This is a genomic window from Chitinophaga niabensis, assembly GCF_039545795.1.
Classification (GTDB): domain Bacteria; phylum Bacteroidota; class Bacteroidia; order Chitinophagales; family Chitinophagaceae; genus Chitinophaga; species Chitinophaga niabensis_B.
In genome coordinates, this window is record NZ_CP154260.1 from 6,159,721 (window position 1) to 6,181,308 (window position 21,588).

18 protein-coding genes are annotated in these 21,588 nt (G+C 46.2%); 11 read left to right on the plus strand and 7 right to left on the minus strand.

Annotation, left to right across the window (positions count from 1 at the left end):
* The first annotated feature begins 214 nt into the window (after positions 1–214).
* The gene (locus AAHN97_RS24700; RefSeq protein WP_074241648.1) at positions 215–535 is read left to right on the plus strand and encodes a hypothetical protein; all 321 of its coding nucleotides are present in this window, start codon (positions 215–217) and stop codon (positions 533–535) included.
* Between the two features lie 67 nt (positions 536–602).
* Here the strand turns inward: AAHN97_RS24700 and AAHN97_RS24705 are convergent, their stop codons facing one another.
* Both AAHN97_RS24705 and AAHN97_RS24710 read right to left on the minus strand, forming a co-directional pair.
* Complete coding sequence (locus AAHN97_RS24705) at positions 603–3,377, minus strand: TonB-dependent receptor (protein ID WP_343304763.1); 2,775 nt, start codon at positions 3,375–3,377, stop codon at positions 603–605.
* 27 nt (positions 3,378–3,404) lie between these two features.
* Entirely contained in the window at positions 3,405–4,292 is an 888-nt protein-coding gene (locus AAHN97_RS24710) for a GLPGLI family protein (protein ID WP_343304764.1), read from the minus strand.
* 129 nt (positions 4,293–4,421) lie between these two features.
* On the opposite strand from AAHN97_RS24710, the gene AAHN97_RS24715 reads away from it, so the two are divergent.
* Together AAHN97_RS24715 and AAHN97_RS24720 are read left to right on the plus strand one after the other, a co-directional pair.
* Positions 4,422–5,987, plus strand: coding sequence for a sensor histidine kinase (locus AAHN97_RS24715; RefSeq protein WP_343304765.1), 1,566 nt, complete (start codon positions 4,422–4,424; stop codon positions 5,985–5,987).
* A 47-nt stretch (positions 5,988–6,034) separates the two neighbouring features.
* Entirely contained in the window at positions 6,035–6,724 is a 690-nt protein-coding gene (locus tag AAHN97_RS24720) for a response regulator transcription factor (RefSeq protein ID WP_343304766.1), read from the plus strand.
* On the opposite strand, the gene AAHN97_RS24725 is transcribed toward AAHN97_RS24720, so the two are convergent.
* Both AAHN97_RS24725 and AAHN97_RS24730 read right to left on the minus strand, forming a co-directional pair.
* Positions 6,721–10,455: a DEAD/DEAH box helicase gene (locus AAHN97_RS24725; protein WP_343304767.1), complete on the minus strand. Its 3,735-nt coding sequence runs from the start codon at positions 10,453–10,455 to the stop codon at positions 6,721–6,723. The genes AAHN97_RS24720 and AAHN97_RS24725 overlap by 4 nt on opposite strands.
* A gap of 187 nt (positions 10,456–10,642) precedes the next feature.
* Positions 10,643–11,434 (minus strand): MBL fold metallo-hydrolase, encoded by a 792-nt coding sequence (locus AAHN97_RS24730; protein ID WP_343304768.1) that lies wholly within the window; start codon positions 11,432–11,434, stop codon positions 10,643–10,645.
* Between the two features lie 102 nt (positions 11,435–11,536).
* Between AAHN97_RS24730 and AAHN97_RS24735 the strand changes: the two genes are divergently transcribed.
* The gene (locus AAHN97_RS24735) at positions 11,537–11,974 is read left to right on the plus strand and encodes a DoxX family protein (protein ID WP_343304769.1); all 438 of its coding nucleotides are present in this window, start codon (positions 11,537–11,539) and stop codon (positions 11,972–11,974) included.
* Between the two features lie 47 nt (positions 11,975–12,021).
* Here the strand turns inward: AAHN97_RS24735 and AAHN97_RS24740 are convergent, their stop codons facing one another.
* The 3 genes from AAHN97_RS24740 to gcvT all read right to left on the minus strand — a co-directional run bounded on the left by AAHN97_RS24740 (position 12,022) and on the right by gcvT (position 14,400).
* Positions 12,022–12,747, minus strand: a complete 726-nt coding sequence (locus tag AAHN97_RS24740) for a 2-phosphosulfolactate phosphatase (protein ID WP_343304770.1) — start codon at positions 12,745–12,747, stop codon at positions 12,022–12,024.
* 10 nt (positions 12,748–12,757) lie between these two features.
* Positions 12,758–13,231 carry an SRPBCC family protein gene (locus AAHN97_RS24745; RefSeq protein WP_343304771.1) on the minus strand — a complete coding sequence of 158 codons (474 nt, stop codon included), beginning with the start codon at positions 13,229–13,231 and terminating at the stop codon, positions 12,758–12,760.
* Positions 13,232–13,311: 80 nt separating this feature from the next.
* Positions 13,312–14,400 (minus strand): glycine cleavage system aminomethyltransferase GcvT, encoded by a 1,089-nt coding sequence (gene gcvT / locus AAHN97_RS24750; protein WP_343304772.1) that lies wholly within the window; start codon positions 14,398–14,400, stop codon positions 13,312–13,314.
* Between the two features lie 155 nt (positions 14,401–14,555).
* Here gcvT and AAHN97_RS24755 point away from each other — a divergent pair, with 155 nt between their 5' ends.
* The 7 genes from AAHN97_RS24755 (at position 14,556) to AAHN97_RS24785 (ending at position 21,473) form a co-directional block, all read left to right on the plus strand.
* The gene (locus AAHN97_RS24755) at positions 14,556–16,178 is read left to right on the plus strand and encodes a M20/M25/M40 family metallo-hydrolase (RefSeq protein ID WP_343304773.1); all 1,623 of its coding nucleotides are present in this window, start codon (positions 14,556–14,558) and stop codon (positions 16,176–16,178) included.
* Between the two features lie 16 nt (positions 16,179–16,194).
* Positions 16,195–16,578: a hypothetical protein gene (locus tag AAHN97_RS24760; RefSeq protein WP_343304774.1), complete on the plus strand. Its 384-nt coding sequence runs from the start codon at positions 16,195–16,197 to the stop codon at positions 16,576–16,578.
* 21 nt (positions 16,579–16,599) lie between these two features.
* Positions 16,600–17,292 (plus strand): NUDIX hydrolase, encoded by a 693-nt coding sequence (locus AAHN97_RS24765; protein WP_343304775.1) that lies wholly within the window; start codon positions 16,600–16,602, stop codon positions 17,290–17,292.
* A 154-nt stretch (positions 17,293–17,446) separates the two neighbouring features.
* Positions 17,447–18,856: a nicotinate phosphoribosyltransferase gene (locus AAHN97_RS24770; protein WP_343304776.1), complete on the plus strand. Its 1,410-nt coding sequence runs from the start codon at positions 17,447–17,449 to the stop codon at positions 18,854–18,856.
* Between the two features lie 12 nt (positions 18,857–18,868).
* Positions 18,869–19,327, plus strand: coding sequence for a hypothetical protein (locus AAHN97_RS24775; RefSeq protein WP_343304777.1), 459 nt, complete (start codon positions 18,869–18,871; stop codon positions 19,325–19,327).
* 57 nt (positions 19,328–19,384) lie between these two features.
* Complete coding sequence (locus AAHN97_RS24780; RefSeq protein WP_343304778.1) at positions 19,385–20,539, plus strand: hypothetical protein; 1,155 nt, start codon at positions 19,385–19,387, stop codon at positions 20,537–20,539.
* A gap of 349 nt (positions 20,540–20,888) precedes the next feature.
* Positions 20,889–21,473 (plus strand): DJ-1/PfpI family protein, encoded by a 585-nt coding sequence (locus tag AAHN97_RS24785; protein ID WP_343304779.1) that lies wholly within the window; start codon positions 20,889–20,891, stop codon positions 21,471–21,473.
* Positions 21,474–21,588: the final 115 nt, after the last annotated feature.

The window sequence follows — 21,588 nt, forward strand, 5'->3', positions numbered from 1 at the left end:
CGGGTTTATCAGGGGTGAATTTAAGTGAAATTTTGTCTGTTTGCAAGCACCGTGGAAATACGTTTTTTTGAAAATAAGGACAAACCGCATTCGAACGCAAACGCCTTATGGATAAGGGTTTATGATGTATGTTTCAGGGATTTGCTGGTTCTTATGCCCAGGGGGAGTAACATTTTGGTAGGTTATTTGATTATATATACAAAAGCATGTGTGTATGGAAAGAAGAGTTACTCCCAGTTTAACACTTTGCCTGCTGATGGACCTGTTGGGTTGCGCCAGTTATGCAGTTCCGGTATTCGGGGAAGTGAGTGATGTAATTTGGGCGCCAATATCGGCTCTCATCTTTTACAAAATGTTCGGTGGGCCTATTGGCGGTTTCGGTGGCGTATTCAATTTCATTGAGGAGCTGTTCCCGGGACTCGATTTCATCCCCACTTTTACGATCAGCCGCCTTGTGGTGTACCTCACCAACCAGTGGCAGGAGAATCGTAAAAAGAACATTTTGAATGATTTCAGAGCCGGTAAACGGGCTTAAACCGGATTACATCTACTAAGTAAAGCCCCTACGGGGACTTTAGCGTGATCATTGTGCTGCAGGAAGATCAGAACCTCATATTCCGCGGTGCTTCCATCATCCTGTCCCCTCTTTGCCCCTTGGGCGCTTTCCCTCCGAAACGGTTCAGGAAGTAGGAAAAACTCACCATAAAATAACGCTGCAAAACCTTTGTTTCGGAATCCTCTGTGTAGTTATCCATCACGGTACGGTTCACGCTTACGTTCTGATTGAACAGGTCAAACACCTGGAATTTGATCAGGCCCTGTTTGGCTTTAAACAGTGTTTTGGAAATAAAGCCGTTCGCAAGGGTGTATTGCAGGTTATATCCTTCCGTTCTTCCTGTATTGGCGGTATAATCCACATCCCCTCCAATGATAATCCCTCCCGGCAGGTTCACGTTAAAGTCCAGGGAAAGGCCATAATTGAAATAATTGGTGTTGTTGGCCTTATTGTTACTGAAGCGCGCCCTGTTATAATTCACATTGCCGCCAGCTGCCAGATCGAACACTTCCTTATACATATAGTTGAAGCTAACCGCTTGGGTAATATTCAGGGTTTGTGTAAAATTCTTCTGGTTATTGAGGAAACTCACATCGCGTGTGAGGCCCGCATAAGTATTGGTATTGATGGTTGTTTTCTGCTGCTTGTTGAGGGAGAAACCATTCACCATATAGGCATTTACATTGTAGTTGCCATTTACGTTCACGGGGCGGCTGGTCTGTATGCCCTGGTCATTGATAGCCGTGTTGTTCACAATCCTGTTCAAGGTAAATGTTCCGGTAAGGGAGGCAAAAAAACTGCGCATACTTACAGGATCAAAGTTATTATAGTTTACACTGAGGTTGTTATTGAAGGAAGGCTTCAGATCAGGGTTCCCCAACTTCACAAACAGGGGATTGGAATTATCGGGCACCGGTTGCAATTGTTCCAGGGTAGGCTGTTGTGTTTGCCCGCGGTAGGCAATACGCATCCGGCGGTTTTTTGAAAAGTTATAGTTCATTTGCGCAAGTGGAGAGATGTTCACGGTGTGCTGCCGCAAGGTGCTATCCTTTGAGATGTTCTCGCTGCTGAGGTTGTTGAACTGAACGTTCATACCCAATGTATAATTGTACCGCAGTTTCTGTGTCATGATGCTGATACCGGCCTGGTGATTACTGTACACATTGTTGAAAGCATTGGTAAGACTGTCGTTCAGCAGGTCATAGTCATCTTTCCCTTTATCGTAGGTAGTACGGTTGGATGAATTGGCATTATAGCTATAGCCGTAATTCAATTCCAGGAAGCGGTCTATGAACACCGGCTCCGTATAACTCATTCTCACACCTAATGTTTTGCTGCTGTTATCCTGCATCACTTTCTGATCTATGGTGTCGTTCCGGAAGGAGCCATTACGTTGCAGGTAAGATGTCTGCGACTGGTTGATGGATTCCCGTTCGTTGCTGTTAGCGCCAAAGGTCAGGTTGGTGCTGAATGTGCGGCCTTTCTTATCGAACTTTTTCCGGAATAGGGCGGTACCGTTTACGTTGGGAGAACTGGCCGTGGTTTTATTTATCGTACGCCCATTATTGACAGTATCCTTGTTGTTATTGAGGGTAGTGTTCCTGCTTTCAGAAAAGTTATCTCCTGAACTGTAACTGATGTTGGGGGTAACAATCAGGGAATGAAAAGAATCGATATCATATTCAATGCGTGCATTCACCCGGTGGTTGCTGTTATTACTAAGAGAGGTGCTGTTGGAGTTCACGTAGGAAAAAGAATCCGGTTTATGGCGATTCTCCCGTTCACTTCTTCTTTCATTATCCCGCTGCATATCACTCATAAAATAACTGCCGCTGATGCGTAATCCTTTAGCGAGGTTATCGCTGTAATTGATGCCGCCATTCCAGTTCCTGTTAAGCCCTGTATTGGCAGCTCCGCCACCACCTTTTGCTCCGCCGCCAAAATTAAAACCATCTGAAAAAGAGAAGCCGGTATTGTTGGTATTGTTCCCTCCTCCCATAATGGAAAGCTGCTGTGTTTGCCGGAAGCGGTTCATGCTGGCGTTAAGGGAAAAACGTTCATCACTTCCATATCCTGCAGTTGCTCTTCCAAACACGCCTTTTTTACGGTCTGGCTTAATGGTGAAGTTGAGTGTTTTCTCTATTTCTCCATCGGCGATACCGGTAAACTGCGCCTGTTCGCTTTTCCGGTCTATGAGCTGGATCTTATCTACAATGTCTGCAGGCAGGTTGCGGGTGGCCATTTTGGGATCATCCCCAAAGAAAGGTTTACCATCTACCAATACCTTTTTTACGGTTTCTCCATTGGCTTTGATGGTACCGTCTTTTTCCACCTGTATGCCGGGGAGTTTTTTGAGCAGTTCTTCCAGCAGGGCGTTTTCTCTTGTCTTAAAAGAGCCCGCATTGTATTCCACTGTATCTTCTTTAATGGTGATCGGAGGTTTTACATCTACGATCTCCACTTCGTTCAGGTTAAGTCCTTTCCTTTTTAGGGTTAATGTTCCCAACGCAATGAGGCGGGAGGTATCCTGTACCTGTAAATTGCGCGTCAGTTGCTGGTATCCCATGTATGAAACAACAAGCACATAGTTGCCGGGTTTTGTGCCGGTAATACTAAAGAGTCCTTTTGCATCTGCCACTACCGTAGCAGCTATTACGGAATCTTTTACTTCCAGTAAAGCTACTGCCGCATTGGGCAATGGTTCTTTATTGGTGTAATCAATCAGGCGGCCGGTGATCTGGAGTTTGTTCTGTGTCTGTGCCCGGGCAATGGTTAAGATAGCAATAACCAACACCACGGTCAGTAAAACGCGTTGTTTCATAATTGGGTTTATAGCTGGGGTGGTGGCTTAGTTATTGAGTTGGAGTTTTTCCAGTCTGTCGTTATGGAACTTCTCCATGATCTGGCGTCTTTTAGCTTTCAGTTCTTCTTCCGTTACTTTCTGCGCATTGGCAGGAAGGCTCACCTCCGTATCTTCTATGGGTTTAAACTCTACCTTTTTTGCAACGTAGGAGCGTTTGCTGCTTTCAATGGATAACACAACTCCTTCTGCGGGTAATACACCATTTACCGGGGAGAATAAAAGCGGGATCTCTGTTGTATACCAGAAAACGAAGTTCTCTTCACCGAGTTTTACAGTACCGCGCTGGCATTTAAATCCTGCAATGGTTTTTGTTTTATTGCTGGTTTTAATCTCTGCGGAGTTCTTGTAATCCTCTTCGGCATACCAACTGTTACTGGTAACACTGTCCTTTTTCTCTGTGGTAACGGTTAAATACTTTTTGTTTGCCAGATCAATATACGTACTGTTACTGAGAGGGGGGCGCAGTGACATTCCGGGGCCACCAGGGCCGCCGGGGCCTGCAGAAAAGCTTGCATTGCCGCTACTGTTACCAGCCACATCAATTGTCTGTGTTCTTCCTGCCACAGCTCCGCCAGCCGGCATCGCTCTCTGAAAACTCAGCATCTGGGGCCCGCCACCACCTTCTGCTTCCAGTTTTCCTTTGGTGCTGGAAAAAGTGAGGGTTTGTTTGGTGGTGATCAGATCCGGCACGTCCACAGCCATATCTGCTGCACTTCCCTGTGTAACCTGGCCACCCGGGCCCATCATTACAATACGGGCCTGTGAGAGGTCCATGCGTGAGGTTACTTCATATTCGATTATACCTGAGGTTTTTTGCTGGGCCTGTGTGCTGGAAAAGGCCAGGATTAATAAAGCGGCGATGATCGTTTTCATATGTACGCTGTTTTTTGTTGTGTAAAATTGCAGGATACACAGCAGGGGGAGGGTTAAGCAGTCTTATTTAATGTTAATTAGTGTTAAGCCCCGGCGGTAGATGATAAGGATTGGATAGATTTACATTCCATGCGCAACAGAATCCGCAACATATTGATCCTGATGAGTACCTGTATACTGGGTATTTTCGCTTTCCAGGCTTACTGGTTATACAACTCTTATAAGCTTCGGCTGGAGGAGTTCAATAAGGATATTAATGATGCACTGCGCACTGCGGTGTACAATAAACAATTTATAGATGCCGGGCGCTTTATCGGACGGCGGTATCCTGCCATGAATGCCAGTTTTGCCTTAAGAGGAAAACCCGCGGTTTTTATGAAAGATTCTGTGTTCCTGAGAAAGGCGAGGCCAATGAGCGGCTTAAGGATTATGACTGATTCCATGCGGGGGACTGTTGTAGGAAAAACAATGCCTGTTGGCGGCGAGGCCGTTTTTATGGAGGCCGAACCTTATAATGACAGTATTGCGCCGCGGCATTTTCAAAGGGTGATACATTCCACCAATGCCACCACACTAAACATTCAGATCAGGGACCGGGACACGGCATATCGTTTCTATGCAGATTCGCTCTCCCGGCAGATCTCGGATATGCTGATCCTGAATAAGATCTACAAAGAAAGGTTCTCTGCAAAGAAAGTAGACTCTGTTTACAAAGAGGAATTGCGCAGCCGTGGTATCACTGTATCTTATAAACTGGATACCTTCCGTGTAGAAGAAGATTCGTTCCAAAAGGATACGATCATCTTCCTGTCAGAACCTGTTAATTTACTGCAGACCGCTAAGATCCCTTTCAATCCTTTCAGCGATATTCTTGTACAGGCTTCCTTCAGTAATCCTGTGCAAAGGATCCTGGGCCAGATGATAGGCCCGCTTCTCAGCACAGCTATCCTGTTACTGCTCACGGTGCTTTGCTTCATCTACATGCTCCGTACCATCCTCAAACAGAAAAAACTCTCTGAAGTAAAAAACGACTTCATCAACAATATGACGCATGAGCTGAAAACACCCATCGCTACAGTATCCGCAGCGGTAGAAGCCATGCAGAACTTCAATGCCCTGAATGATCAGCAGAAAACACAAAAGTACTTAAGCATCTCGCGGCAGGAGTTAACACGCCTGAGTGATCTCGTGGAAAAAGTATTACACATTGCGGCGGAAGAAAAAGATGATTTTGAACTGTACCGGGAGGAAACAGACCTGAACGACCTGATCAGCCACATCATTACCAATCATCGCCTGAAAGCCAATAAGAAGGTGGATTTCACTTATACCATCCTTTCGGATGCCATGGTAAAAGTAGATAAAACGCATTTGTCCAATGCCCTGAATAACCTGGTGGACAATGCGATCAAGTATTCCGGTGAGCCGGCGGAGATCACTATCCATGTGAGCCGCCTGCAGGACAGGCTGAAGATTGTGGTGAAGGATAATGGCATTGGCATCCCGCATAATTACCAGGACAGTATCTTTGAAAAGTTCTTCCGGGTGCCTACGGGCAACCTGCATAATGTAAAAGGATTCGGGCTTGGGCTGAGCTATGTAAAAAAGATCGTAGAGAAACACGGCGGTTTTATCCGCGTGAAAAGTGAACCGGACAGAGGAAGCGAGTTCCTGCTGGAAATCCCTGAAATTTAATGTATCATGAACGCAGCGAATTGAGTTCCTGCGGAAATTTATACAACATGAACGCAAGCGTATTGTTGATAGAAGATGAATCGCAACTGGCACAGATCGTGAAAGACAGCCTGGAGATGCGGGGCTTCCGTATGTTCATTGCCAATGATGGTAACGAGGGCCTGCGCTTGTACCGGCAGCACAAACCGGATGTTATTGTGCTGGACATTATGATGCCGAATATGGACGGCTTTTCGCTGACTGCAGAGATCAGGAAATCAGACAAACAAACGCCGATCATTTTCCTTTCTGCGAAATCGCAGACGATTGATGTGGTAAAAGGGTTTGAGCTGGGTGGTAATGATTACCTGAAAAAGCCATTCAGCATGGATGAACTGATCGTAAGGATCCGGTCTTTGCTCAACCGCTTCCAGCCAACACCTGTGCAGCAGGAACAGGGGGAAGATCATGTGATCATCGGGCAATACGCCTTCAATTATACCAAACAAACGCTCTCCCGGAATAATCATACAGAGTTCCTTTCTCACCGGGAGGCAGAAGTACTCTGGCGTTTATGCAAACACCGCAACCAGGTGATGGAGCGGAAATCTATTTTGCTGGATATATGGGGGGATGATAATTTCTTCAATGCCCGCAGCATGGATGTGTTCATCACCAAACTACGCCGTTACCTGAAAGAAGATCCCAGGATACAGATTGTGAACATCCGCGGGATCGGGTATAAACTGATCTCTTAACTGAAGAGATACAGTACATCTTCCTTAGACAGCTTTTTGATAAAGCCGTTATCATCGGCAATGATATCTTTTACGAGGGATTTTTTGCGTTCCTGCAGTTCCAGTATTTTTTCTTCTACAGTGTCTTTACAGATCATGCGGTAAGCAAAGATGTTTTTGGTCTGGCCGATACGGTGTGTACGGTCAATGGCCTGTTGTTCCACAGCGGGGTTCCACCATGGGTCAACAATGTACACGTAATCCGCAGCGGTAAGGTTAAGCCCCACACCGCCCGCTTTCAGGGAAATGAGGAATACCCTGCAATCATCGTTATTCTGGAAATTTTGAATGGCTTTTTCCCTGTCCATTGTAGAGGTACTACCATCAAAATATTCATACGGGATCTTCATGTGTGTCATCCTTTCCCGGATGAGGCCCAGCATGCCCAGGAACTGGCTGAACACTAAAACTTTATGGTGCCCGCTGTTTTCCGCAATCTCACGGGTGAGCTCGTGCAGCTTTACGGAATGGTTGGGATATTTTTCTGTTTCGTTGAGGATAGCCGGTGAATCACAGATCTGGCGCAGTTTCATAAGCCCCTGCAGGATGGTGAGCTGGCTGCGTTCCATACCCTGATCTTCAATCACACCCAGGATCTTGGAACGATAGGTGTTACGGTAAGCATCGTAAATATGCCTTTGCTCAGGATCCATTTCACAGAAGATCACGGTCTCGATCTTATCCGGCAGATCTTTGGCCACCTGCTCTTTCGTGCGGCGGAGAATGAAGGGATAGATGAGTTTTTTCAGGTGCTCTTTCCTTTCTTCATCCTGGAACTTATCGATGGGGGTGGCAAATTCATTTCTGAAGAAGTCCACACTGCCCAGCATTCCCGGGTTGAGGAAATTCATCTGTGCGTATATATCAAAGGTATTGTTCTGCATGGGGGTACCACTCAATGCAATACGGTTGCGGGTATTCAGCAACTGTGCTGCTTTGGTGACTTTGGATTGCGGATTCTTAATGGCCTGCGATTCATCCAGTACCACATAGTCGAACTGGATCTTCATCAGCAATTGAATATCGCTGCGCAGGGTACCATAAGTGGTAATGATCACATCAAAGCCCTGTAACTCTTCTGCAGCACGGATACGTGCAGGGCCATGATGAATATGGTAAGTGATACCGGGTGTGAATTTCTTGATCTCATTCTCCCAGTTATAGATCAGCGTAGTAGGGCAAACCACCAGCATCATGGCTTTGCCGTTCTCATTTTTGTAGTGCTGAATGAACGTAAGTGCCTGTACGGTTTTACCAAGACCCATATCATCTGCCAGGATGCCTCCCCACTTCACTTCATCCAGGTAGTTGAGCCATTGGAAACCACTCTCCTGGTAGGGGCGGAGATTGGCATTCACGTTCTTTGGTAAGGGCACATTACGGATCTCATCAAACTGCAGGAGCTTGCGGCGTTTTTCATCCAGCTCTGCAAGGATGGCATCATCATCAATGAATTCATACAATTCATCGATCACGGAGAAGTTGTATTTACTCAACTTCAGGCCGGCGCCTTTATCTTTTTCTTCCCCGATCTTAAAGAGCAGGGAATATTTTTTCAACCATTCTTCCGGCAATAAACCAAGGGTGCCATCTGCCAGCTGCACATAGTTCTGCTTGTTGGCCAATGCCCGTTTGATATCGCGGATACCGACTTTCTGATCGCCATACAATACTTCCACCTGTGCATCAAACCAATCTATACCAGAACTGATCTGCAGGTTGGTAACGGGTTTCTGCGGATTAAAACGGAAGTTGCGGAGTTGTTCGAAACCGAATACCCGAACATCCATTTCCTTGAGTGCATCAAAGAAAAGGAAGAACCAGTTGTTCTTCAGCGCTTCTTTGGAACGCAGGAAAAAGTAGTTATAGTTACTGAGATGGTTAAAGTTGGTGTGCAGGGTGCGGAGCTTGGCCACAAAAGCATTCTCCACTTCCTTGTTCCGGTGAATAACGAGTACTTTGTTGGCTTCCTGTACAGTGATGCGGCTTTCCTCATTCCATTCCACTTCATGCCCTGCATAGGAGAAGCCTGGCTGGATCACGAATGTTTCGCCCATTTCTTTGAGGTACACACGTGTTTCCGGTATAATATCATCCACTTCTGCGAGCAGGGTGGAATCAAACTGTACTGCATAATCTTTGCCAAGGGGCAGCATCACATCTTTCAGGAAGTCCTGCCATTCTGCGGACGGTACTTTTAATGCGTTCATCTGCTGGTAACGCATAATGTTGATGCTATCCTGCGGCCGTTTGAAATGGAAGATGCTGCCATTATACAGGAACAGCATAGGGCTGGCCCATTGATTGGCAGACACGTTCACGGGTTCTCCTTCAATATCTACCCAGGCGGTCACTTCCACATGGTCATTTACAGGGTCTGCCTTGAAGTAAGGTTGCAAGGGTTCATCTGCTACCAGCAAGGGTTGCAGGTTCTTGGTCTTAAAAGGCTGCCCTTCTCTTAACAGGAACACCAGGCGGTGTTCCATCAGTATCGGGAAGAGTTTTGTGATCTTGGGATGCAGGTATTCCACGATCAGCTCCATGGTTTCCATGGGCAAACCATCTTCATTTTCATGCATGATGTTTTCCCAGATGCCCGCGAAAGGAGAATTTTTGTTCAGGAATTTGCTGACTTCCGCATGCTGTATTTTGCGTACAGGTGTGATCAGTTCCCTGTCCCGTTCTTTATATTGATAGAAGTCTACGTATTTACTAAGGTCCAGCCGGGTAACGAGGGATACGAATTCTGTTTCATCTTCATTGGCATCGCCGTTGATCAGTTCTGCCTGGAAGTAAGGGAACAGTTTATCGTTGGCGTTGAGCATAACGCCCAGCCTGCGTGTTACCGTAATGGTTTCTTCCTCGGGAGGTGGTTCTGCTTTGTTTGCCGTTACGGGTGCTTCCACTTTTTTGATACTGGGATCCAGTACGCGGAGGAAGGGTTTGCCGTTGAGGTAAGAGAACGCAAATTTCCCGTTGAGGTCATCGTTCAGCGTGTATCCGTAAGAGGAAAGGAGTTTGTTTTTTTCTTTATCCCAGTTGCGGAGGGTATCAAAATAAAATGGTCCGTGTGCATGCAGCAATTGCAGGAACAGGGCCAGTTTATGTATGCAGATGGGATGTTCATGTTCATCGCAGGTGCAATGGGTATCGAAGTTCCGCTCTTCGTTGCGTTGCAGGATGAGCGGATATTTTTTGCCTTCAAACTTCAGTTCTGCCTCCACCTTTTCATCTTTGGCAGCTTTGATCACAGCCTGTGTTTTGCGGAGGATGGTTTCTGCATCCTGCATCATAGGGCTGGAGGTAAGGAGTTTGAGGGTTTTTAGATCGATGGATTTCATTTTGATCAGCGTATGCTGCTGATCGTATTGTGTTTCGTATGATTCAAAATGATTCCTGTCCAGCATTTCCTGTAACTGGAAAAGTGCGGCCGCCTCGTGCCGGCAGATATCTCCTAAGTTATAAGGGCACTGGCACCGGACACTCATGGTGGCGGGCTCGTGATATTTGCTGATGGAAACTTTATAGTAGTTAGCGTGGGTATCACTTTTTACGCGGAAAGTAGCAGATTTGAGCACAGGGTCCCCTTCCAGCAACTCCACACCGCCTGTGGAAAAGATGCGTTTCCCCCGGCGGATCACCTCATCGGTTCCGTTATTATAAACATATTTCAATAAATGGGGTAGCGACATGCTTTTCTTTGCTATTGCCTTCTTTACATAAACCCGGGTTGTAAAACAAAAAGACCACGCTCCGTCATCTCCATTCCTGCTATCTGTGAACTAAATTTTTCTCTAAATGGCTCATAAAAAGGCAATCCACAAAAGTAAGCATAAAAATTCACATAGCGCGCGCTGAAGAGGTGTTTACGGGTATCCGTTATTCATAGATCTGCAGGTATCGTTTTACGGACTGTTCCATTACAGCGGTAGCATTTTCCCGGATACTGAGGCCAAAAGCACCGTGCATCACATTGTATTGCAATAATTTAACTGCAAATGCGATGGCCAGGATGTCCTTTTTAGGCAGGGGTATATTATTAGGATAACTGTACATAAAAGAAACGGTTGTTAAGTTAGGGGATACCTGGATGGTATCTCCTACCAGCAATGTACCCTTACCAACCGGCCAGTGTAAAATGCAGGCTCCGGGAAAATGTCCGCCACAACGTACGATCTTGATCTGGTCCCATAAAGGCTCTATATCCCCCTCCCATAAACGCAGTTTATTATTTCTCCGGCCCAGCCAGTGTGCATCTTCCGCATGTACATAAATATCCGCCTGGAATGTTTCGCTCCATTCCACAATAGTGCTGAAATAATGGGGGTGCGAAAGCACAATGGCTTTGATGCCGCCGAGTTTTTCAATGATGTCTATGGTGCTGGGGTCTAATAACGTGATGCAGTCCCATAACACATTGCCACCGGGGCTTATTACAAGATAAGCTCTCTGCCCTATGCCGAATTTTGGCGCAGTATAGATGGCATACAGGTCCGGGGAGATCTTTTCTATGATATTACGGTGCTGTTTGGCAACCTCTTTCAGGGAGGTCCAGCTTTGGCCGCCGGGGTTTACATATTGCCTGTCGTCTTCACAAATGGGGCAGTGGAGTGGTGGCGTTGTGCCGGACTCATATTGTACGCCGCAAGTGGTGCAGATATAATTTGTCATACTGCTGAGGGTTTTGGTATTACTAAAATAGTGCAACTCAAACGAAAAAATATCCATTGAGTGGCGGGGGCATCTGCTGTTACCTTTGTATAAATTAAATCTATGGCGAATATAACCTCTATTGAAAACACAAAGACCCAACAACTCGGATTATTAATATTGCGTATTGGCGTTGGGGTGCTCTTTTTTATTTTCGGATGGCAAAAGATAGCTGGCGGTGAGCCTGTTTGGACGGGAGTAGGTGGTTCCATGAAGTTTTTCGGTATCAGTGCATGGCCCACATTCTGGGGATTGCTGGCTACTATTGCTGAATTCCTGGGTGGATTGTTGCTCGTGTTTGGCTTATTCACCCGTTTTGCGGCCCTTTCACTGGTGATCACCATGATTGTGGCTACTGTATTTAAGTTTGCGCTCGGCTCTACATTAGGAGATGCCACAGGAGCGATTGCCATGCTGCTGATCAACGTATTCTTTTTGCTCAACGGCGGCGGCGTTTATTCAGCAGATAATTTCCTACGACTCAAAAGACAGGTCGCTTAAAAACATTTGAACAGAAAAAAGGCGCGGTGAAATTCTCCGCGCCTTTTTTATTTTTCTTTGACCAGTTCACCATTCCTTAAGATGGGCAGGATGTTGGCACCATCTTCCGTAAGGCAGTATTTTATATCTTCTTCCAGTCCGTAACGGGCCAGGCGTTGGAAGTGTGATGCTTTTTTCATGAAAGAGAACAGGTCACCTTTTGCACTGTAGTAGAGTGTTTCAGCGGCAACTGCAGAATCGCAGTTAACGTCAAAATGTTCTTTGATGCGGCTCACAACTGCTCCGGCAAACAAAGTATCTTCCATATTTACGCGGTCTTTCCAGGCAGCGCAACCGAGGATCACATTTTGTCCCTGGGAGATCAGGTATTCGCAAACAGCGGAGATGTTAGGGAAAGATCCGGTAATGATCTGTACGGCATCTTTGGCCATGTGCAAAAGTTTGGTACCGTTGGTGGTGGTAAGCACCAGCACTTTGCCGCCAATGAATTCTGTAGGATATTCGAAGGGGGAATTGCCATGCAATAAACCTTCGGCAATTTTACCATCCCGCTCTCCGGCAGTAATGGCTTCCAGCTGGCGGCCGATACTTACACATTCTTCCACAGTGGCCACCGGAATAACTTTTGCCGCACCATTGTATAATGCAGTGCAAATGGTGGAAGTAGCGCGTAAAACATCGATAATTACAACAATGCTGTTCTTAACATCGAACAAGTGAAGGAGGGCTGGCGAAAGGCATACTTCCAGCCTTGGTTTTGTTATTTCGTCCATTCTTTATTTTTTAATCAAGGATCACCCGCCACTTTTCGCTCTCTGCGTATTCCTTGATGATATTGTTGCGCAGCGTTAACAGCCGCCGCATATATTTTTTGAGATAGAGCTTTTCAAACCAGCGGCCAATGCGGCCATAAGGTGTTCCGAACTCCATGATATCTATTACTACGGTTCCATTTGCTATCTCGCGGAAAAAGTGTTCGTGTTTCATAAAGGTGAAATCACCATCCACCATTTCATCGCAAAAGTAATGGTCTTTTTGCATGGCCGTGATCTTCATGGTGAGCTGCCGCATTTTATTGAGGTGCTTTGCTCTCCATGTAACCGTTTCATCATATTCTATCAATCCACTTGTTCTTCCTTTAATGGCCTCTTCTTTTAAGTGTTCCATACTGCGCTTGTGCAGTGTGATACTCCTGCTCAGGTCAAAGACCCTGTGCAATGGAGCATGAATAACCGTGGTAAGATGGATCAGCGGCATAGCATTTAAAGATATGGTTCTAAAGATGATAGGTTTCAATAACGCTCCCCTTTCCCGCTAAATTGTATGGTTTTTCCTGCTTAAGACAGGAATGGCACCTTGGAAACTTTTGCTTTCAGGAGCTTGTCGCGCACTGCAATATAAACTTCTGAATCGAGTGTTGCAAAGTCTGTTCTCACATATCCCAATCCTACTGCTTTCTGGAGGGTGGGAGATTGTGTGCCGGAAGTAACCCTGCCGATCAGGTTGCCCTGTGCATCTTTGATCTCATAATCATGGCGGGGAATGCCTTTATCTATCATCTCAAGGCCTACCAGTTTTTGTTTAACACCTTCTGCCTTAATTTTTTCCAGGATGGGGCGGGCGGTAAAGTCTTTTGTGAACTTGGTGATCCAGCCCAAACCGGCTTCCAGTGGATTGGTACGGTCGTCTATATCATTCCCATAGAGGCAGAAACCCATTTCCAGGCGGAGGGTATCCCGGGCACCGAGGCCAATTGGCTTGATACCTTTGGATGCTCCGGCGGAAAAAATAGCATCCCAGATCTTATCTGCTGCACCGTCCTTATCTTCAAAATAGATCTCAAGACCACCGGCACCGGTATAACCGGTAGCGCTGATCAGTACATTTTCCACCCCGGCAAAAGTTCCTTTTACGAAGGTGTAATACTTAAGATTGATTACGTCTTTGTCTGTTAAGGTCTGCAGGATGCTGGTGGCAAGAGGGCCCTGGATGGCCAGCAGGCAGGTTTGGTCTGAAATGTTATGCATTTCCACCCCTTTGGAATTGAACTGGCTGATCCAGTTCCAGTCCTTTTCAATATTACTGGCGTTCACTACCAGCATGTATACTTTATTTTCCTCGATGCAATATACCAGCAGGTCGTCCACAATTCCTCCCTCTGTATTGGGAAGGCAGGAGTACTGGGCCTTTCCGGCAGTAAGTTTGGAGGCATCGTTACTGGTAACGCGCTGAATGAGGTCCAGGGCATTTTCTCCTTTGAGAATAAATTCGCCCATATGGCTTACATCAAACACACCTGCACTATTCCGCACGGCTGCGTGTTCATCATTGATACCGGTATAAGAGATGGGCATATTATAACCCGCGAATGGCGCCATTTTTGCGCCCAGTGCAATGTGTTTGTGTGTAAACGGCGTGTTCTTCATTTTTTGGTGTTTTGTTGTAACTCGTTCCGGAGCCCGGCAAATTTAGTATTTAATTTGACGATAAAACAAAGGGGGTGGCTGCGTAAGACATTCCTATGATAAATACCACTTTAGGTCAGAGATTACCATTATTTTTGCTTCAAATTTACCATGCAGTGAAAAAGTGTTACCTGTTACTCCCACTCGTTTGTATAACGCTGGTTGCTTACCCGCAAAAGAAAGCTGATCGCAAAACTGTCAATAACCTGCAATTGCATGTGACTTACCTGGCCAGTGATAAGCTGGCAGGGCGCCGTACGGGCACGGAAGGTGAACAACTGGCCTACGCGTACATTGCAGAACAGATGAAACTGGCGGGTCTTAGCCCCAAAGGGGATAAAGGGTACCTCCAAACTTTCACGGTACGGGAAGGCAAAGAACCCGGCGCCAACACAAAATTTAACATTAACCACCAGGCCATCAAACCTGAACATTACAGGCCATTGCCCTTCAGTGCTGTAAAAGCCGCCAAGGGAGAAGTGCTGCCGGGGGTAAATGAAATGGATAATATCTGGCTGGACAATGTGAAGGCCTGGGATGAAAAGGTAAGCCCACATGCTTCTCCAATGGAGCTGTATATAAAAAAGACCAAAGAGGCTAAAAAGAACGGGGCCACCGGCATTGTATTCTATAATGGCCCGGAGGAGTTCAATACCGTTACCCGCTGGTTGGATGAAAAGTTGGAAGCCTTGCCGATCCCGGCAGTATGGGTAGGTCCGGAAGCCAGCAAAACCTTTTCCGCAGATGATGCCAACGGGTTCCAGATAGAAATGCAAGTGGATTTTAAAGACAGCAAACGTACCGGCACCAATGTGGTAGGGTATATCGATAACGGAGCCGCCAATACGGTTGTTATCGGCGCACATTATGATCACCTGGGACTGGGAGAAGATCATAATTCCCTTGCCCCCAGCGAAAAGGCCATTCATAACGGGGCAGATGATAATGCCAGCGGAACAGCTGCCCTGCTGGAATTGGGCAGATTATTGAAGGCATCTAAACTTAAAAACAACAATTACCTGCTGATCGCTTTTTCCGGGGAAGAACTGGGGCTTTTTGGCAGTAAATACTATACAGAACACAGCACTATAGACATTACATCCGTGAATTACATGGTGAACATGGATATGGTAGGCCGTCTCAATAATGATAAGGGTTTACAGATCGGCGGCATCGGCACTTCCCCTTCCTGGACGGCCATCCTCAAAAGCAGCCTGCCTTCAGGGTTAAAAGTAAGTTATGATTCTTCCGGCACCGGCCCTTCTGACCATACCTCCTTTTACCGGAAAGATATTCCCGTACTTTTCTTTTTCACCGGGACCCATGCAGATTACCACAAACCAAGTGATGACGCGGATAAGATCAATTATGAGGGAGAACTGACGGTGGTGAAAGCAGTATATGAGATCATTGAAAAAACCAATGCGCAGCCCCGCCTGGCTTTTACCAAAACCCGGGAAATGCAGATGGGCCGCAGTACCCGTTTTACGGTAACACTGGGTATTATGCCGGACTATACCTATAGCAAAGGAGGTGTGCGGGTAGATGGGGTTTCTGATGGTAAGCCCGCCAGCAAGGCAGGATTGGCTACGGGAGACGTGATCATTCAACTGGGTAGTATGCCCGTTACCGATGTGGAAACTTATATGGGAGCCCTGTCGACATTTAAAGCCGGCGACCAAACGACTGTTAAAGTAAAGCGCGGAAAAGAAGAGAAAGTATTTGACATCCGTTTTTAAGTTTATAACTTGCATTATGCGTTACTTCCTACTTACACTGGCAGTGCTTACTGCGTGTAACCCTACACGTGAAAAAACAGACACGGCCAATTACGATGTGATCAGTGAAAAATGTTTTGTGATGCGTGAACATCCGATCGTAACGGATAGTTTGGTTAACGCCAGCAGAGAGCTTCTAGTACAATATTTAAAGGAACAACAATTCCCGGTGAGGTATATCAAAAAGGACAGTTTGATGTTCCGCCGGCAAAATGGATTACAGGTAGACCTGGTGCTGCCAACACCACAGGATGCCTGGGAATCCAATACCATCATTGTTTTTGACCCGGCAAAAAATCCGTTGTTCGTGAACCTTCACAAAGGCACAGCACAAGTGGAACAATACATCAAAGAAAAGTAATTCAGTAAAAACGATTATCCCTTGCCAGTTCATCAACACATCAGGGTGACAGCGGAGGCCGTAGTGCTTCGCTTCAGCTCTAAGGAAGGCATGATGGTACTGCTCAGTAAACGCAGTATCCCTCCTCACATTTTTAAATGGGGGCTCCCGGGTGGTTTTGTTCAAAACGATGAACCGCTGGAAACCACTGTACATCGTGAAATCCGCGATGAGACGGGGCTCCGTGTTAATTACCTGGAACAGTTCAAAACTTTTGGTGCGCCGGACCGTGATCCGCGTGGGCGTGTATTGTGTGTGGCACATGTAGGGCTGATCAAACCTTCTGCCTCCAAACTTACGCTGGGCGCGGGAAACAAAGAAGCACGCTGGTATCCCGTGAGAGAATTGCCACAAATGGCTTTTGATCACACAGATGTGATTGCTGCTGCACTGGAACATCTTCGCCTGCGTTTCCGGCATGAACCCCTGGCTTTTGAATTGCTCGATGCCAAGTTCCCTGTTTCCGAACTCGAGAAACTCTACGAATGGTTGTACGACCGGATGGTGGACCGCCGGAATTTCCAGAAAAAGATCCATGGCCTGGGTTTACTGACCACCCAGCAGGAGAAATTAAAACATCCTTTACAAGGGCGTCCGGCTCAATTATTTAGCTTTAACCGGGAGAAATTCACGGAATTACAGGAAAAGGGCACTTTCGTTGAAATATTCTCCTAAAGTATTGATCCTCAAATTTTAGAGCCTATTTACACAAATAATATATGAATATTGAATATAATGTGGTTATTTGTGTACAAAGAACATAAATAAAGCTGAAACCCTTTCCTGCAAAGGGTTTCTTCATTTAAGGGCTAAATGCTTATTTTACAGTATGGAGAACCTTATTTTACTCGCGGACGCCTACAAATACTCCCATCATAAGCTCTATGTTCCGGGCACGACCAGGATTTACTCTTACCTGGAAAGTCGTGGCGGGCTATTTTCCGAAACGGTATTTTATGGATTGCAGTATTTGCTGAAAGCATATTTAGAAGGTCCGGTGATTACTGCTGAAAAGATCAAAGAGGCCTCTGAAATGTTGCCGGAAGTTTTTGGCCGGGATGATGTATTTGAGGCTGCGCGTTTTCAATATATCCTGGAGAAACATGGCGGCTATTTACCCGTGCGGATAAAAGCAGTGCCGGAAGGAACAGTGGTGCCCGTGAAAAATGTGCTGATGACGATTGAGAATACAGACCCGAAATGTTACTGGCTCACGAATTTCCTGGAAACCCTGTTAATGCAGGTCTGGTATCCGAATACGGTGGCAACGCTTTCGCGGGAGATAAAGAAGATTATCCTCCAATACTTCAAAGCTACGGCCAGCGAGGCTTCGCAGGCGGGGATCGATTTTGTGCTGAATGATTTTGGTTTCCGTGGCGCTACTTCCGTAGAGGCGGCAGGGTTAGGAGGCAGTGCACATCTTGTGAACTTCAGTGGCAGTGATACTCTTGCGGCATCCACTTTTGCGAAAAGATATTATCATGCTTTCAGGGCCCCGGGGCTTTCCATTCCGGCTACGGAACATTCTATTGTTACTTTACTGGGTGAAGCCGGAGAGGCGAAAATATTCAAACATGTGCTGGATACTTTTCCGGAAGGGACGGTTGCCTGCGTTTCTGATTCCTATAATATCTTCCGGGCCTGTGAGGAATACTGGGGCACTTTGCTGAAAGACCAGGTGCTGGCCAGGAAGGGCACCTTGGTGATCAGGCCGGATTCCGGGGATCCCGTGAGAACATTGTTGAAGGTGTTTGAGATACTGATGGATAAATTTGGTTCTGCACTGAATGAAAAGGGCTACAAAGTACTGCCACCGCAGGTCCGGGTGATCCAGGGGGATGGAATTAATTTACAGTCTATCCGGGAGATCTATGCTGCGTTGCAAGAGGCAGGGATCAGTGCGGAGAATCTTGTGCTGGGTATGGGCGGGGCTTTGATCCAAAAGGTGAACAGGGATACGCAGGAGTTTGCGCTGAAATGTTCCTATGCGGAGATTAATGGGGAAGAAGTGGATGTTTCTAAATCCCCGGTAGAAATGGATGCAACCGGAGCGTTACGGACTTCCTTTAAAAAATCCAAAGCGGGAAAGTTCAAGCTGGTGAGAGATTCCGATGGATATAAAACAGTGGGGCTGCATGAAAACCCAGAACTGCCCGATGTGCTGGAGACGGTTTTTGAAAATGGGAAGCTGGTGAAGGATTGGCGGTTTGAGGATATCAGGAAGAATGCAGAAATTTAATACTTTTAACTTATGAGTGTTTTATCCCAGCCTAAAAAGATGCTGCTTATTATTTCTTTGCTGATAATTATCGTGGGAGGGCTTACAGCTGATTTTACATTGGATTTTCAGTTGTATGATACTTACTTTATAGTGAGCAATTTTCAGGCAGGCATATTTGTGGGTGGATTCCTTCTTTTACAAACAGTTATTTACTTTCTGACTGACCGTTATCGGCAATCACGCAGTCTCCAATACTTTCATGTTATCAGTACCGGGATGATGTTTCTTGCAGGGTCGGCCTGGCAGTTTTATATTCAACAGCGGCCGATAAAAAGCGGAGACGTCCTTAGATTACTAGATGACGCATACTTCTGGTGGGCCGTTGCATCCGTATTCCTATTTCTCTTTATTCCGGGACAAATTCTATTTATCATTAATCTGATAGCCGGTTTTATACGTGGTAAGAAAGTGTTAAATCATGTCCGTTAAGGCTTTGCAAGGGTAGCGGGCTGTTCGTACCTCGGGAATTTTTTGCATATTGCGCAGATGCGTAAAACCATTTCGGCACTATCTCTCTGTTTTTTGGCGGGTTCGGGACTGAAGGCACAGGATTCTCCCCTGCCGGATTCTATTCCAGCGCGCAGAAACAGTCTTTTTCCGATACCGGTGATTGGTTTTTCTCCCGAAAAGGGTTTTGAATTCGGCGTAGCCGCGCTTTACTCCTACTATTCAGATAAAAAGAACCCTTCTCCCTGGACGCGGAACTCCACAGCCAGTATACTTTCTACCTTTACGACTAATAGCCAGTTCAAGTTTGACGTCCGTTTCGAAAACTGGACGAAGGATAACAACCTCCACATAAAAACAAACTTCCGCTATCATAATTTCCCCTTCTATTTCTACGGAATGGGAGATACCACACAATATAATAACCGTTCCCTGGTAGGGAATAAACGGTACAAGTTCTCCGTGGAAGCAGAGAAAAGAGTAACCAGCCATTTTTATGCAGGGCTTTCCCTGATGTACCAGCACGACCGGTTCACGGTAGATGAGCAGAAAGGCGTTTACCCACTTGCGGATCTGCAGGATAAAGAAGGTGGTTACGCTACTTTCCTGGGAGTTACGGGTGTGTACGACAACCGGAATAATCAGAATTACTGCACCGGGGGAACCTTTGTACGGGCCAATGTATCCTACGCACCTGCATTTTTAAGCAAACATCCTTTATGGCGGCTGGAGCTGAAGGCCAGTCATTTTATACCGATCTCAGCCAAAAGCACGCTGGGGCTGAATGCTTACGGGCATTCCCTGCAGGGTAATACATTGCCTTTTTACCTGATGCCGGAAATGGGGAATGATAACATTATGCGGGGTTACTATACTGGCCGTTACCGTGATCAGAATTACCTGGCTGCGCAAGCCGAGTATCGTTATTTCTTAGACCCTAAGAAACATATTAAGTTCTGGTTCATTGATATGAAGCCCACTTTTGCGCTGGCAGGTTTTGCCGGAACAGGTACGGTGTTCAAGAATGGCGGATTTACTACTGCTGGGTTAAAGCCCAATTATGGACTGGGAGTGCGTTACTTCTATGATAAGGCAGCACGGATCACGCTCCGGGTGGATTATGGATGGGGAGAAAAAAGGCCGGGAGAGAAACGGCAGAGCGGATTTTATATTTCTCTGTCAGAAGCGTTTTAAACTACTTCATATAAAAAGGCCCCCGATTGCATCGGGGGCCTTTTCTTTTCAAATATTTTGAGCTGTCTGATTAACGTTTAACGTATTTCACCATGGCATACAAAAACATCAGGCTAAACAGGATGATGAAAAACCAGGCGCCGTAGTGGCCGATTTTATTGCCGAGCTCATAGCCAGAGCTGAGTAGAACGTTCAACAACATGATATACAGTTTTAAGATATTTCAGGGAGCAAGTTAGCGCTTTATGCGCAAAAAATACAATGACTTTTCTCATATACCTCATTTTCTGCTGACATAAGGCTGTCATTCCCCGGCAGGACATTTGTACTGTCAATAAAAACAGACGTCATGAAAAACAAACTTTGCTACCTCTTCGTATTCGATGGATATTCTGATTGGGAACCGGCGCTCGCAGTTGCCGGCTTACAGCAGTTCACTGATTTTGAAGTACAGACCTTTTCTCTTGATGGGAAAGCGATCACCTCTGCAGGTAATCTTACCATTGTGCCCAAGTTGTCCCTCGCGGAACTGGATACGGCTGATCTTATTATTATTCCCGGTGGGGCTGCATGGTCTGAAGGAAAGAACCGGGAGATCACTCCTTTTATAAAAGAAGCACTGGGAGAAGGAAAAACGGTAGCGGCTATCTGCGATGCCACCTTATATATGGCATCGGAGGGTTTCCTGGATAACATCCGGCATACCAGCAACGACCTGGGCTTATTAAAGGATGCGGTACCTTCTTATAAAGGAGAGGCGAATTATATACAAAAAGGCGCGGTAAGGCATCAACAGGTGATTACGGCCAATGGCACAGCGGGAGTGGGTTTTGCCCATGAGATCTTTGATCAGTTTGGGCTGCTGGAGCAAAATGAAGATTTTGCCTTCTGGTTTGGGTTCTTCCATAAGCCGGAGTTTGCAGCATTGAAATAGAGGACAGGTGGCTTTTGTGCTAAAGAGATGTGCATGGAGAGATGTTGGCTATAGGATGGGTATAGGGTCCTTATAGGATTGCCCTGTGTTGAGCCCATGTCAGGTATAGGAGTCT

Excerpts from the sequence above, each read along its gene's own strand:
- AAHN97_RS24775 (WP_343304777.1), top strand. The coding sequence starts at position 18,869 with ATGAGTGTTTTATCCCAGCCTAAAAAGATGCTGCTTATTATTTCTTTG.
- AAHN97_RS24715 (WP_343304765.1), top strand. The coding sequence starts at position 4,422 with ATGCGCAACAGAATCCGCAACATATTGATCCTGATGAGTACCTGTATA.
- gcvT (WP_343304772.1), bottom strand. The coding sequence starts at position 14,400 with ATGAAGAACACGCCGTTTACACACAAACACATTGCACTGGGCGCAAAA.
- AAHN97_RS24725 (WP_343304767.1), bottom strand. The coding sequence starts at position 10,455 with ATGTCGCTACCCCATTTATTGAAATATGTTTATAATAACGGAACCGAT.
- AAHN97_RS24700 (WP_074241648.1), top strand. The coding sequence starts at position 215 with ATGGAAAGAAGAGTTACTCCCAGTTTAACACTTTGCCTGCTGATGGAC.
- AAHN97_RS24705 (WP_343304763.1), bottom strand. The coding sequence starts at position 3,377 with ATGAAACAACGCGTTTTACTGACCGTGGTGTTGGTTATTGCTATCTTA.
- AAHN97_RS24760 (WP_343304774.1), top strand. The coding sequence starts at position 16,195 with ATGCGTTACTTCCTACTTACACTGGCAGTGCTTACTGCGTGTAACCCT.
- AAHN97_RS24720 (WP_343304766.1), top strand. The coding sequence starts at position 6,035 with ATGAACGCAAGCGTATTGTTGATAGAAGATGAATCGCAACTGGCACAG.
- AAHN97_RS24730 (WP_343304768.1), bottom strand. The coding sequence starts at position 11,434 with ATGACAAATTATATCTGCACCACTTGCGGCGTACAATATGAGTCCGGC.
- AAHN97_RS24780 (WP_343304778.1), top strand. The coding sequence starts at position 19,385 with ATGCGTAAAACCATTTCGGCACTATCTCTCTGTTTTTTGGCGGGTTCG.
- AAHN97_RS24785 (WP_343304779.1), top strand. The coding sequence starts at position 20,889 with ATGAAAAACAAACTTTGCTACCTCTTCGTATTCGATGGATATTCTGAT.
- AAHN97_RS24740 (WP_343304770.1), bottom strand. The coding sequence starts at position 12,747 with ATGGACGAAATAACAAAACCAAGGCTGGAAGTATGCCTTTCGCCAGCC.
- AAHN97_RS24735 (WP_343304769.1), top strand. The coding sequence starts at position 11,537 with ATGGCGAATATAACCTCTATTGAAAACACAAAGACCCAACAACTCGGA.
- AAHN97_RS24745 (WP_343304771.1), bottom strand. The coding sequence starts at position 13,231 with ATGCCGCTGATCCATCTTACCACGGTTATTCATGCTCCATTGCACAGG.
- AAHN97_RS24710 (WP_343304764.1), bottom strand. The coding sequence starts at position 4,292 with ATGAAAACGATCATCGCCGCTTTATTAATCCTGGCCTTTTCCAGCACA.
- AAHN97_RS24770 (WP_343304776.1), top strand. The coding sequence starts at position 17,447 with ATGGAGAACCTTATTTTACTCGCGGACGCCTACAAATACTCCCATCAT.